The following is a 12,410-nucleotide window of genomic DNA, read 5'->3' as shown; positions in this document are numbered from 1 at the left end:
GCATGTCCCCAGAGGAGACCGACGGCGGGTCGGAGCAGAACATGCTTCCACTCGGTCCGCCCCATCCCGAAGAGGACGAGTCGCAGGTGCCGCCCGACGACGTCGAACGGACTGAGCAGGTGTCGGTCTACGTCCCGCCGTCCGACGCGCCCATCCCCGACGAACCGCCGGAGGATGAGCCGCCGCCGGACGAGCCCGAGGCCACCGTGCCCGACGAGGTGGCGTCGACCGACGAGACCGTCGCCGAGCCCGAGGCTGCTGCACCCGAACCTGCTGCACCCGAGACTGCTCCGCCCGTGCCCACGCCGTCGCTGGGCGTACGCCCGCCGACTGCCGCTGACCTGGCCCGTACGGGTGGCGTGCCGCCCCAGGCTGCCGAGCCCGAGCCGCCGGCCGCCGGTGCGCCCGCAGAGCGTGTCGCGACGGCGCGACCGCGCCCCGCCAGCATCCGCGAGGGCTTGCTGACGGTCGAGGAGCACCTCGAGAAGATCCTGCGCGGCATCGGTCCATTGGGTGCCTATGACCAGCCGCTGGTCGAGTCGCTGGGGCTGCCGTTGTTCGAGGCGTTCATCAGCCCGACCAACCTGCCGCGGTTCGACAACTCCGCGATGGACGGTTACGCCGTGCGCGCCGAGGACGTCGCCGGGGCCAGTCGTGAGACGCCGATCGTGCTGCCCGTGGTCGGCGAGATCGCTGCCGGGTCGGCGAAGCCGTTCGCGATCAGTGCCGGCACCGCCGTCAAGATCATGACGGGCGCGCCGATCCCGCGCGGCGCCGATGCCGTCATCCCGTACGAGCAGACCGACCGCGGCAACGCCCGCGTCGAGATCCACGCCCCGGCTGCTCCGGGTGCCTGCATCCGGCGCGAGGGAGCCGATGTCAAGACCGGCGAGAAGGTCCTCGACGAGGGAGCGGTTCTCGGTCCCCGTGAGATCGGGCTCCTCGCCTCGCTGGGAGCTGCACGCGTCAAGGCCCGTCCGCGCCCGCGCGTCGTGGTGATCTCGACCGGCAGCGAGCTGCGCGAGCCCGGCACGCACCTCGACTACGACTCGATCAACGACGGCAACAGCTACATGCTCGCCGCGGCGGTCCGCGCCGCCGGGGCGATCTGTTACAGGGTGGGTGCGGTCGACGACAGCCCCAAGGCGTTCCGCAAGGTGCTCTCCGAGCAGCTCGTACGTGCCGACCTCGTCGTCACCAGCGGCGGCATCAGCAAGGGTGACCACGATGTCGTCAAGGAGACGTTGTCGGCGCTCGGCACGGTCGACTTCGTCGAGGTGGCGATGCAGCCCGGCAAGCCGCAGGGCTTCGGCCGCGTCTTCGACGAGCAGACGCCGATCATCACGCTGCCCGGCAATGCGGTCTCGGCCTACGTCTCGTTCGAGGTGTTCGTCCTCCCCGCGATCCGCCGGATGATGGGCCGCACGCCCTACCGCCGGCCGATGGTGCACGCGGTGCTCGCCTCCGACCTGCAGTCGCCACCCGGCATTCGCCAGTACGTACGCGGTGTCTTCGAGGTCACGCACCGCGGCGCCAAGGTCACGCCCGTACCCGGCGCCGGTTCGCACCTGGTCGGTTCGTTGGCGCAGGCCAACGCGCTGATCATCGTGGGCGAGGACCAGACCGCGCTCAACCTCGGTGACACCGTCCGCACCCTCGTCCTCGATCGGCCCTATTAGTGGCCGACAAGCTGACCCACGTCGACGAGTCCGGCGCGGCCCGCATGGTCGACGTCACGGGCAAGGAGGTCACCGCGCGTACGGCGACCGCACGAGGTCGGGTCGAGGTGAGTGCCGCCGTGATCGAGCTGCTCCGGGGCGAGGGCTTACCCAAGGGCGATGCTCTCGCGGTCGCCCGGATCGCCGGGATCATGGCCACCAAGCGCACGCCCGACCTGATCCCGCTGTGCCACCCCCTGGCGATCGGTGGCGTCGAGGTCGACCTCGTCGTGGAGGCCGACGGCGTCGCGATCACGGCGACCATACGCACCGCTGACCGCACCGGCGTCGAGATGGAGGCGCTGACGGCGGTCTCGGTCGCCGCGCTGACCGTCGTCGACATGATCAAGGCCGTCGACAAGCTCGCCAGGATCACCGGGATCGAGGTCGTCGCCAAGTCCGGCGGCAAGTCCGGCGACTGGCAGCGTCCATGAAGGCTGCAGTCGTCGTCGCGTCCAACCGTGCATCGTCGGGCGTGTACGAAGACGCCACCGGACCGTTGATCGTCGACGCCCTGCAGGGGTGGGGCTTCGAGGTCGGCGATCCCGTCGTCGTCGGCGATGGCCCGCCGGTGACGGACGCGATTCGCGCCGCACTCGCCGATGGCGCTGATGTCGTGCTGACGACAGGCGGCACCGGCATCAACCCGACTGACCGCACTCCCGAGGCGACCCGAGGCCTGCTCGACCGGGAGCTGCCCGGAATCGCCGAGGCGATACGTGCGTACGGCGTAGCCCAGGGCGTGCCGACCGCGATGCTCTCGCGCGGGCTCGCCGGCGTCACCGGCAACGCCGTCATCGTCAACCTCCCCGGATCGCGCGGGGGAGTCAGGGACGGTCTCACCGTGCTCGCCGACGTCCTGCCGCACGCCGTCGACCAGCTGCGCGGGGGCGATCACCCCGGGAGCAGCTCCTGAGCCCCGGATGGCCCGTCGAGCTCAGGCACGGAGCAGTCGGCGTACGGCCCCTCCGTCGGCGCGATGCCCGCACCTGGGCGAGGCTCCGCGGCGAGAACGCCGAGTGGCTGGGTCCGTGGGAGGCCACCTTGCCCCGTGAGGCCGGCCAGCCCGCCACGTCGTACGTCGGGATGATCAGCACGCTCCGTCGGCGGGCTCGCCATGGTCAGGCGATGCCGTTCGTCGTGACGTGGAACGGCGAGATGGTCGGGCTGCTGACCGTCAACGGCATCACGTGGGGCTCAGCCCGCTGGGCGAGCATGGGTTACTGGGTCGCCAGGTCGCACGCGGGTCGCGGTGTGACGCCGACCGCCGTGGCGCTGGTGACGGACCACCTGCTGACGACGACGGGGCTGCACCGCGTCGAGATCGCCATACGCCCGGAGAACGCAGCCAGCCTGCGGGTCGTCGAGAAGCTGGGTTTCACGGAGATCGGCACGGCGCCACGGTTCCTGCACATCGCGGGCGACTGGCGCGACCACCGGGTGTTCCAGGTCGTCGCCGAGGACGTGATGGACGGTCTCGTGTCCCGCCTCGGACCCGTCCCGCCCGGCTGAGTCACACCAGTCACACAAGTTCTCAGCCGACACACGGCCACGGCTGCCCCGTATCGGACCGCCCAGCGCCTACCGTTTTGACGTGGGTTCAAGTAGTGGGCTGATCATCGCGTTCGTCGTCCTCGTGTGGGCGGCGTACTTCGTGCCGCTCGCCCTGCGCCGCTACGACGAAGCCACCAAGAACGCCTCGGTCGAGTCCACCGGATTCCTGAGCCGCGTCATCAACCGTCCCACGTCCGCCGAGCCCGAGGTCGAGGACGTCGTCGTCGAGCCCGCTGCTGCGGCTCCCGCCACCCCCAAGATCACCAGCAAGGCCGCGCGCGTCGCGGCCGCGCGTCGCCGCCGCACCCTGCTGACGCTGCTGGCCCTCGCTGTGGTCGTCGGCGTCGTGGCCGGCATCGGCACGATCCCGCTCTACTCGATCGCCGGTCCGACCGCGCTGATCGTGGCATGGCTGGTCGCCTGCCGCATCCAGGTCCGCAGCGAGCTCGGCATCAGCCGCAGCGCCCGGCAGGCCGTCGTCGACACCGAGGACACGATCATCGTCTCGGGACAGCTCGAGGACATCGACCCCGGCCGCAAGCACGTGATGGAAGACATCCCGCTGGAGGCCAACGCACTCGACGACCAGATCGTCATTGCAGTCCCGAGCGTCGCGACGACCGGTGAGGCGCTGTGGGACCCGCTCCCCGTCACGCTGCCGACCTACGTCACCAAGCCGCGCGCGGGCCGTACCGTCCGCACGATCGACTTCGGTGCCGCCGGTGCCTGGACCTCCGGCCACATCGAGGGCGAGGACGTCGAGCTGCCCGGTCGCGAACGCGCGAACGACCAGCACCGCGCCACCGGCAGCTGACTTCGCCTGCGACGTGACCCCGCCAGAGCCTAGGGTCGGCTGTCATGGACGCGACATCCGATCCGCTCACGGGTGATGCCGATGCTGCCCGTGTGCTGGCGGCGATCTATCGCACCCGTCCCGGCACCGTCGAGGAGCTTCGGGCCATCCGTACGCTGCCCGCCGACCGGCTCGATGAGCTGCTCGCGACGTTCGAGGGCCTGGGGCTCGTGGAGGTGTCAGAGGGTCGACTGACGGTGTCCGCGCCGGATGCCGCCTGGAGCAGACGGATCGGAGCGCAGCTGGCAGACCGGGCCGCGGAGCTCAACAACCTCGGATCGTTCGTGTCGATGCTGCCCGGACTGGTCCGCGAGTGGGAGCGCGGCGAGCGCGGGGACGATCATCCGCTCGTCGCCGAGATCGTGCACGGGCACGAGGAGCAGTGGCGAGCCTGGGCACGCCATGCGGCGATCAGCCCTCCTCGGTCACCGCTCAACCTCTACCCCGACCTCGACGTGCTTCGCGACATCGTGGCGCCCGACGCCGCTCGGGCCGTCGCGGACCTGCCGGGTGAGCTCGTTCCGCGAGCCGTCGTGGCAGCCGAGAGCGTGCGGACCGACGGTGATCGGGAGACGCTGGCCCTGATGACGTCGGCCGGCATGGATGTACGTCTCGCCAAGCGGGTCGACAGCTGGATCTACGTCGATGCGGGTGTGCTGTCTGCCGTACCGCTGATCTGGGGTGAGCACCCGCCGACCAGCATCCTGATCATCCGCAACGAGTCGATCACGGCCGCACTGTCGGCCCTCGTCGAACGTGAGTGGGAGCGTGCCAGGCCGTACGACTCGGCCTCGGAGTCGTGGCGTGATGTCATGCGCCTGCTCGAGCTGGGCATGTCCGACGGCGCGATCGCCCATGCCCAGTCGACCTCGTTGCGCACCGTGCAGCGTCGAATCGCCGATGCGATGACGCACTACGACGTGGCGTCGCGGTTCGAGCTGGGCATGGCGTGGCAGGCCGATCAGCGTGAGGGCAGCCACAGGTAGTTGAACGGTGACTTCGGCGTGTGCATCATCAGCGCGCCCTCGTCGCACGAGAACGTCATTGGGATCTCGTCGTAGTCAGCGGCCGGCCCGCTGAACGGCGTTGCGGCGCCCGCGGTTCCGTTCACGTACGACTTGGTGGTGCCGTTGATTCCGCCGGTCCAGTGCTCTGCAGGGGTGAGGACATCCCCGGCCAACGACCAGGTGCCACTGGCGGTCCCTCGCTGGGTCTGCACGATCCGTATCTCGATGTCCTGGCTCGACTGGGCGGCGATCGTGATCGTGGCGTCGGCGACGAACGTCGCGACCAGGTCGTCGGTCACGGTGAGCGTCTGGGTGCCCTCGACCTTGGTGTCGGTCACGTTGATGCCGGACATCGTGGCGGGTATCTGTGACTCCAGGTCGCCGTTCGAGAGCCTCCATGGACTGCCGGACACCAGGCAGCCGACCTGCCCCGTCGGGGCGTCTGCGGCATCTGACGCGCTCGCGCTCGAGGTGGGTTCGCCCGTCGCGGCGGCAGCGGGGTCGTCCTCGTCACCGCAGGCGGATGCAGTCAGGACGAGCAGGAGGATCGTGGCGGCGGCCGAGACACGCTTCATACCGAGAATGTAGGCCGCCACGGGTACTGGAGAGGTTCGTTCGTCTGGCGGGTACGCGACATGGCGCAACACCGCCGACTCCGTGGGTGAGCGCCGCCGGGACAGTGTGGCGCCGGTGATAAAGTTGCCCGCCGTAGGGGCATTGGCGCAGTTGGTAGCGCGCTTCGTTCGCATCGAAGAGGTCAGGAGTTCGAATCTCCTATGCTCCACAGATGACCGAGGGCCCCGGGGCGCGTCTCCGGGCACTCGGCATCTCGAAAAGTGTCCCGGGCTCTTGGTCATCTGTATCGAGGCGAGTGATTCGGGGAGGAGCGGCATCATCGCGCTGGCCGACGGATTGGCGCGAGGGCCGCGACGGAGTCTCCTGTGTTCCACAGATCAAGATGGCTCGGGGGTTCGACCGGCTCCTCAACCACCAACCGGTGACGAAAGTCGTCACCCCGGGATCGGCAGTGTCGCCGCGGTTCGTCACCAAGCTTGGAGTCGTCACATGACCCAGACATCCACGTCAGGACGTGTCGGCCTGATCGGGGTCGGCGCGATCGCCAGCAGCATGGTCACGGGGCTGAGCGGCCTGGACCGGCCACCCACGATCCAGCTCTCGCCGCGCAACGCCGATGTCGCCCAGAAGCTGGCCGCACGGTTCGCCAACGTCGAGGTGAGCGCGAGCAACGAGGATGTCGTTCGCGGGTCGGACCTGGTGATCGTGGCCGTACGTCCGGTCGACTGGGTGCCGGTCGTCGAGTCCCTGCCGTGGCGCGCCACGCAGGCCGCGGTGAGTGTCCTGGCCGGTGTGAGCCACGCCGAGCTGGCGGGAGCCATCAGCCCGGTGCGGTCGCTCTCCCGCGCCATCCCGTTGCCCGGTGTCGCGGAGCGCACCGGCATGACCGCGGTGTGGAGCACCGACTCGGACGTCCGTTCGCTGTTCGAGCTGCTCGGCGAGGTGGTGCAGGTGGAGACGGAAGACGCCCTCAACGCCCTGAGTGCCGCGTCCGGGACCATGGCCGCCACCCTCCACTTCACCCAGACGGTTGCGGCCTGGTTGCAGGACCGCGGGATGAGCCAGGCCGCCGCCGAGAGGTACGTCGCGGCGATCCAGCCCGACGTGTCCGGCGTGGGCTTGTCGGCGACGTTCGACGAGCTGATCGATGAGTTCTCGACGCCCGGAGGGCTCAACGAGGAGCTCAACCGCCGCATGGGCGAGGCCGGCACCTGGACCGACCTGCGCCACGGACTCGACGCGCTCCTCGACCGGGTGCAACCGGACTAGCGTCGTGCTCCACGAATCGCCGCGACCGCAGTGTGGGACGATGGTGGTACCTGCTGCCCCACGGCAGTAAGGTGACTGCGAGAATCAACACCAGCGGCTGGGCCGTTGGGCCTCGTGTTCACGAGGCGTCGAACACCGGGTGAACCACCCGCAACGCAGGTCAGCTCCAGACCCGATCAGGGATGAGCCGGCCAACGCTCGTCAGGCACATCGGTGTCTCGAAGCGCAGAAGTGCGTCGGCTCGTTGCCGGAGCACAGAGGAGGAACGTGGCAGCACCACGCCAACGCCGTCAGGGCGGCGGGAGCAACCAGGGACAGCGGCGCGCCCGCGGCCCCCAGGACATCATGTCCGTGCTCGCCCGCGGCGTGCGCGAGGTCGAGGCCGGCGCGCAGTCCGGCCGCGTGTCACCGACGCTGCGCACCAAGTTCCAGGCCGTCGCCCTTCTCGCGCGCGAAGAGCGTGCCCGCGTACGCAGCGACAAGTCGATCAGCGAGGCGCAGCGCGCCGAACGCATCAAGCGCCTCGACGGCATCGGCACGATCCTCGCCCGTACGGCAGCCAGCGACACCTCGCTGATGTCGTTGCTCGGTGAGGACGCCGTCATCTCCGAGGGGGCACTCGAGCTCAAGCGCAAGATGATGAGCGCCACCGGAGCCGAGGTCGAGGAGGAGCCGGCCGTCGTGGCCGAGCCGACGCCGACCTCCAAGTCCGCCGAGCGCCAGGTCGTGCCCCAGTCCGTCATCACCCGCCAGCTGGCCAACCCGTTCGTCGTCCCCGACTTCTCGGCCGCCGAGTCGCAAAAGGTCCAGGCCCGCAGGCTCGGCACGTGGGAGCTCCTCCAACCGCTGCTCAATGCGTTCGAGCGCGCCGCCGGCGGAGCCTCGGCGTGCATGGAACTCCCCGCGCCGTACGAAGACTCGACCTACGTGCCCGAGGGCCTCGAGCTGATGCGGCACCAGGCCCAGCTCGTCGACGCAGCAGCCGACGGGCACCGTACGTTCCTGCTCGCCGACGAGCCCGGCCTCGGCAAGACCGCGCAGGCGCTGCTCGCCGCGCAGGCCGCCAAGGCCTACCCGCTGCTCGTCGTCGTCCCCAACGTCGTCAAGACCAACTGGGCCCGCGAGGCGGAGACCTGGACCCCGCGCCACAAGGCCACCGTGATCCACGGCGACGGCGACAACATCGACGGCTTCGCCGACATCGTGATCGTCAACTACGAGGTGCTCGACCGTCACGTCGGCTGGCTCGGCGACCTCGGTTTCCGCGGCATGGTGCTCGACGAGGCGCACTTCATCAAGAACAAGTCATCGCAGCGCTCGCAGCACGTGCTGGAGCTGTCCGACCGCATCCGCGCCCGTACGGCACGGCCGCTCCTGATGGCGCTGACCGGCACGCCGCTGATCAACGACATCGACGACTTCCTGGCGATCTGGGAGTACCTCGGCTGGATCGACAGCAAGAAGCCCCGCGCCGAGCTGATGAAGGCGCTCGAGGAGACCGGGCTGACCCCGGTCGACCCCGGCTTCTATCCCGCGGCCCGCAATGCCGTGATCAACCTCGGTATCGTGCGTCGCCGCAAGATCGATGTCGCCGCCGACATACCTGCTCGCCGCATCGCCGACATACCGGTCGAGCTCGACGACGAGGCAGGCCGCTCGATCAAGGAAGCCGAGCGCCAGCTGGCTCGCCGGATGGTCGCCCGCTACGAGAGCGCACTCGCGACACGCAAGGAAGGCATCACGGTCGAGGGCATCGATCACGAGCTCGTACGCCGCGTCGCAGGCTGGGAGCGCGAGGACTCGTCGGGCAAGACCGACGAGAACGTCTTCAGCATGATGCGCCGCATCGGCCAGGCCAAAGCCGGTCTCGCCGCCGACTACACGGCCCAGCTCGCGCACAGCGTCGGCAAGGTCGTCTTCTTCGCCAAGCACATCGACGTGATGGACACCGCCGAGGCGACATTCGACAAGCGTGGCATCAAGTACATCTCGATCCGCGGCAATCAGGGCACCGCCGCCCGACAGAAGGCGATCGACGCGTTCACCAACGACCCCGAGGTCGCGATAGCCGTCTGCTCGCTGACCGCCGCAGGCGTCGGCCTCAACCTGCAGGCCGCGTCCAACGTCGTGCTCGCCGAGCTGTCGTGGACCGACGCCGAGCAGACGCAGGCGATCGACCGCGTGCACCGTATCGGCCAGGCAGAGCCCGTCACGGCATGGCGCATCATCGCTTCGCAGACGCTCGACCCCAAGATCGCCGAGCTGATCGACAGCAAGGCGGGTCTCGCCGCCCGTGCGCTTGACGGATCCGACGAGGAGCTGTCCGACTCCACCGACCTGCAGCTCGAGGCGCTGGTCGCCCTCCTCACCGAGGCGCTGTCGGAGGGTTGAGACGATTGCGCTGCGGGCGACACACTCAGGCATGAGAGCTCGCTGGTTTGCGCCGTTGCTGGTCCTCGCGCCGCTGCTCGTTCCGGCGCCGGCGTCGGCCTTGAGCTGTGTGCCGATCGACGAGCAGAAGCCTCACTCGAGCTTCGCCGGGACCCTCGTGGAGCAGCGCGGTGACGCCTACCTGTTCGTCGTACGTGAGGTGTGGTCGGGTCCCGACCTGACCGAGCGGACATGGATCAGGTTCGACGAGCTCTGGCCTGAACCGGTGCCGGCGATCGGCCAGGCGTGGGTCGTGTATGCCGACGAGCAGAGCCGCGCCAACACCTGCACCGTGACACCGGACGCGGCCGGTGCGGAGGACCTGCGCCCGGCGAAGACCAGGGAACCGAAGCCGGCAACCTGGTGGAGTGCGATCCGTACCAAGCTGGTGGGCATCTCTCTGCTGGCGCCCGCAGGCGACATCGCGCAGACTGGTTGAACAGACTGTGAGGGAGGCGACATGACAACCAAGCTCAACCCCTACATCAGCTTTCGCGACAACGCGAAGGAGGCCGCGGAGTTCTATCACTCGGTCTTTGGCGGCGAGCTCGAGATCAACACGTTCGGCGACACCCCGGGCATGGCCGATGCGAGCGAGGCCGACCTGGTGATGCACGCGTCGATCGTCACGCCGAAGGGCCTGACGCTGTTCCTCGCCGACACCCCGGCGCACCTGGAGCACCACCCCGGCGACAACATCCAGATCTCACTCAGCGGTGAGGACGAGGACGAGCTGCGCGGCTACTGGGACGGGCTCTCGGCCGGCGGCACACCCGGCGTACCTCTCGAGAAGGCGCCCTGGGGCGACACGTTCGGCATGTTCACCGACAAGTTCGGCGTCGGCTGGATGGTCAACATCCTCGGCTCGCAGCCCTGACCTCATCCCGGTGAGCGGTGGATCCTCAACCGTTTGCGGCGAAACCGCCGCGATCGGTGCCGTATCAACTGAATGGGCCGTCATACGGTTGAAAATCCACCGCTCAACTGTCGCCGGTGGCTCGTAGGCTCACGACATGGCTGTGACCGTTGAGGACGTCCGCCGGCTGGCGGCTACGTTGCCGCGCGCCTACGAGGTGCTGGTACGTGACCGCATCAAGTTCCGGGTCGGCAGCCTGGTGTTCGTGGCGTTCTCCCGCGACGAGGAGCTCATGGGCTTCGGCTTTCCCAAGGAGGAGCGCGCCGACCTGGTCGCGAGCCGCCCCGACACGTTCCTCATGCCGTCCGAGAGCGACATGCGCTATCAGTGGGTCGTCGCCCGGACGAGCGCGCTCGACGTCGACGAGCTTCACGAGCTGGTGATCGATGCGTGGCGGATGTGCGTACCGAAGTTCGTCGCCCGCGACTATCTCGAGCAGCTGTGAGGGCGCCGCTGCGGTGCGCCGAGGCGACCTCGATCGACCGTGGCGGCGCACTGGGCGACGACCTGCACTAGTTCCAGTCCTTGCGGCGGGCGATGAGCCGGTAGGCGCCGTAGAGCACCACGGCGATCGCGGCCCAGGGCAGGATCACGCCGACGGCCTGGACGATTGCGTTGAGTGTGTCGACGAGCGCGTTCCAGCCGTCGATCAGGCCTCCCTTGAAGCCGCCGGGCTCGACCTTGCCGGCCTTGGACTTCTCGGCCAGCTCGATCGACAGCGTCGACAGCTGCACCTGGTCCTTGATCGCGATGCGCTGCGTCGAGAGACTCTCGAGCTGCTCCTGTCGCTGGGTCAGGGCGGTCTCCGCCTTGATCAGCTCGTCGCTCGAGCCCGCCTCGGCCATGATCCTCTCGAGCCGGGTGATCGACACGTTCAAGGCGTCGATGCGGGCGTCGAGGTCTTGCGCCTGCGTCGTCACGTCCTGGTTCTGCAGCGAAACGTTGGTGACGTCGCCGTACGTCTTGAGCCTGGCTATCGTCTCGGTGACCTTGGTGCTCGGTACGCGCACCTCGAGGCGGGCCGCCTCGAAGCTCTTCTCGGTGTCCTCGCCGCGCGAGTCGACGCGTCCGCCGATCGAGTCGACGTACGTACTGACCTTCTGGGCCGCGCCGCGCGGGTCGCTGACCGTCACGCTGACCGAGCCCGTCGTGATGACCTCGCGGTCGGCGTCGCGCTTGGCTGCCTCGGGTGCGGCCTGGTCGGCCGTTGCTCCGCCTGCGGCGTCGTCGCCGGCGTACGCCTTCGGCTGGTCGGCTGCCGACGACTCCTGGCTCAGGAACGTGTCGTTCCCGCTGTCATTGCTGGAGTTGTCGATCGTGGCGACGCCGAACGTGCCGATGCCGGCGACCAGGACGCTGGCGGCGGCCAACCCGATGGTGCGGCGGGCACGGGTGCCGCGGCGTTGGATGTCGGTGTCGACGGCATACATGACGGTCGAGCGCATCGTCTCGATGCGGTCGTCGGTGAGTGTGGCGTTCATGCTGTCTCCCTCATGGAGCGGAGGTCGGCGCGGAGCCGGGATCGAAGTCGGGACAACCGGTTGCGTACGACGGCGTGCGAGACGCCGAGCTCGCGCGCTGCCAGCTCGTACGTGTGGTCGCCGACGACGCAGAGGTCGTACAGCTGCTGGTCCGTCGGCGACAGTGCTGCGACGGCCTTGTCGATCTCGGCGCGGATCTGCGCGCCCTCGACCTCCTCCTCGACAGACGGCCCCCCGTCATCGAGGTCGTGATCGAGCTCGCTGTGGCGTGCCTTGAGCGTGCGGCGGCGGGCGTTGAGCGCCGTGAACCTCGCCGTGACGAGAAGCCACGGCAGTGCCGACTCGTCGACCAGGTTGATCGAGCGGATCTTGTTCCAGGTCGTGATGAAGACGTCCTGAGTGATGTCCTCGGCCTCGTTGGCGTCGCGGACCACGGCGTACGCCTGCCAGTAGACCGGTCGCACGTGGCGGTCGTACAGCTCGCCGAAGGCCGCACGATCGCCTGCCGCGGCGCGTGCCAACAGCTCGGCATCTCCGTGGGGAGGTGCGTCATCCATCGTCGTCGGTGGGGTCACCGTCGGCTCCGATCTGTCCGGACGTCTCATT

Annotated in this window: 14 protein-coding genes and 1 tRNA gene; 12 read left to right on the top strand and 3 right to left on the bottom strand. The window is 69.0% G+C overall.

Annotated elements, in window-relative coordinates; translation table 11 throughout:
- Positions 1-2: 2 nt before the first annotated feature.
- The 6 genes from glp (at position 3) to ABD683_RS04075 (ending at position 5,111) form a co-directional block, all read left to right on the top strand.
- Positions 3-1,679, top strand: coding sequence for a molybdotransferase-like divisome protein Glp (gene glp, locus ABD683_RS04100; RefSeq protein ID WP_344767549.1), 1,677 nt, complete (start codon positions 3-5; stop codon positions 1,677-1,679).
- The gene (moaC, locus tag ABD683_RS04095; RefSeq protein ID WP_344767548.1) at positions 1,679-2,152 is read left to right on the top strand and encodes a cyclic pyranopterin monophosphate synthase MoaC; all 474 of its coding nucleotides are present in this window, start codon (positions 1,679-1,681) and stop codon (positions 2,150-2,152) included. Before glp ends, moaC begins: the two co-directional genes overlap by 1 nt.
- Positions 2,149-2,634 carry a MogA/MoaB family molybdenum cofactor biosynthesis protein gene (locus tag ABD683_RS04090; protein WP_344767547.1) on the top strand — a complete coding sequence of 162 codons (486 nt, stop codon included), beginning with the start codon at positions 2,149-2,151 and terminating at the stop codon, positions 2,632-2,634. The genes moaC and ABD683_RS04090 overlap by 4 nt, the downstream gene beginning before the upstream one ends.
- Positions 2,532-3,230 (top strand): GNAT family N-acetyltransferase, encoded by a 699-nt coding sequence (locus ABD683_RS04085; RefSeq protein WP_344771564.1) that lies wholly within the window; start codon positions 2,532-2,534, stop codon positions 3,228-3,230. The genes ABD683_RS04090 and ABD683_RS04085 overlap by 103 nt, the downstream gene beginning before the upstream one ends.
- Positions 3,231-3,312: 82 nt before the next feature.
- The gene (gene sepX / locus ABD683_RS04080; RefSeq protein ID WP_344767545.1) at positions 3,313-4,086 is read left to right on the top strand and encodes a divisome protein SepX/GlpR; all 774 of its coding nucleotides are present in this window, start codon (positions 3,313-3,315) and stop codon (positions 4,084-4,086) included.
- Between the two features lie 44 nt (positions 4,087-4,130).
- The gene (locus ABD683_RS04075; protein ID WP_344767544.1) at positions 4,131-5,111 is read left to right on the top strand and encodes a hypothetical protein; all 981 of its coding nucleotides are present in this window, start codon (positions 4,131-4,133) and stop codon (positions 5,109-5,111) included.
- Here the strand turns inward: ABD683_RS04075 and ABD683_RS04070 are convergent.
- Positions 5,087-5,707: a hypothetical protein gene (locus ABD683_RS04070; protein ID WP_344767542.1), complete on the bottom strand. Its 621-nt coding sequence runs from the start codon at positions 5,705-5,707 to the stop codon at positions 5,087-5,089. The two genes, ABD683_RS04075 and ABD683_RS04070, sit on opposite strands and share 25 nt — an antisense overlap.
- Before the next feature lie 136 nt (positions 5,708-5,843).
- Between ABD683_RS04070 and ABD683_RS04065 the strand changes: the two genes are divergently transcribed.
- The 6 genes from ABD683_RS04065 (at position 5,844) to ABD683_RS04040 (ending at position 10,768) form a co-directional block, all read left to right on the top strand.
- Positions 5,844-5,916: transfer RNA gene (locus tag ABD683_RS04065), tRNA-Ala, on the top strand.
- A gap of 281 nt (positions 5,917-6,197) precedes the next feature.
- Positions 6,198-6,977, top strand: coding sequence for an NAD(P)-binding domain-containing protein (locus tag ABD683_RS04060; protein ID WP_344767540.1), 780 nt, complete (start codon positions 6,198-6,200; stop codon positions 6,975-6,977).
- 345 nt (positions 6,978-7,322) lie between these two features.
- Complete coding sequence (locus tag ABD683_RS04055; protein ID WP_425548528.1) at positions 7,323-9,368, top strand: DEAD/DEAH box helicase; 2,046 nt, start codon at positions 7,323-7,325, stop codon at positions 9,366-9,368.
- 31 nt (positions 9,369-9,399) lie between these two features.
- Positions 9,400-9,846: a hypothetical protein gene (locus ABD683_RS04050; RefSeq protein WP_344767536.1), complete on the top strand. Its 447-nt coding sequence runs from the start codon at positions 9,400-9,402 to the stop codon at positions 9,844-9,846.
- Positions 9,847-9,867: 21 nt separating this feature from the next.
- Positions 9,868-10,284 (top strand): VOC family protein, encoded by a 417-nt coding sequence (locus ABD683_RS04045; protein WP_344767534.1) that lies wholly within the window; start codon positions 9,868-9,870, stop codon positions 10,282-10,284.
- Between the two features lie 136 nt (positions 10,285-10,420).
- Positions 10,421-10,768 (top strand): MmcQ/YjbR family DNA-binding protein, encoded by a 348-nt coding sequence (locus tag ABD683_RS04040; protein ID WP_344767532.1) that lies wholly within the window; start codon positions 10,421-10,423, stop codon positions 10,766-10,768.
- Between the two features lie 67 nt (positions 10,769-10,835).
- On the opposite strand, the gene ABD683_RS04035 is transcribed toward ABD683_RS04040, so the two are convergent.
- Together ABD683_RS04035 and ABD683_RS04030 are read right to left on the bottom strand one after the other, a co-directional pair.
- Positions 10,836-11,804: a DUF4349 domain-containing protein gene (locus tag ABD683_RS04035; RefSeq protein WP_344767530.1), complete on the bottom strand. Its 969-nt coding sequence runs from the start codon at positions 11,802-11,804 to the stop codon at positions 10,836-10,838.
- Positions 11,801-12,379 (bottom strand): RNA polymerase sigma factor, encoded by a 579-nt coding sequence (locus ABD683_RS04030; RefSeq protein ID WP_344767529.1) that lies wholly within the window; start codon positions 12,377-12,379, stop codon positions 11,801-11,803. Before ABD683_RS04030 ends, ABD683_RS04035 begins: the two co-directional genes overlap by 4 nt.
- Positions 12,380-12,410: the final 31 nt, after the last annotated feature.

It is taken from the genome of Aeromicrobium panaciterrae, from assembly GCF_039537165.1.
Taxonomy (GTDB): Bacteria; Actinomycetota; Actinomycetes; order Propionibacteriales; family Nocardioidaceae; genus Aeromicrobium; species Aeromicrobium panaciterrae.
The sequence above is the reverse complement of the archived record's forward strand: the minus strand, read 5'-3'. Positions and strand labels throughout refer to the sequence as shown.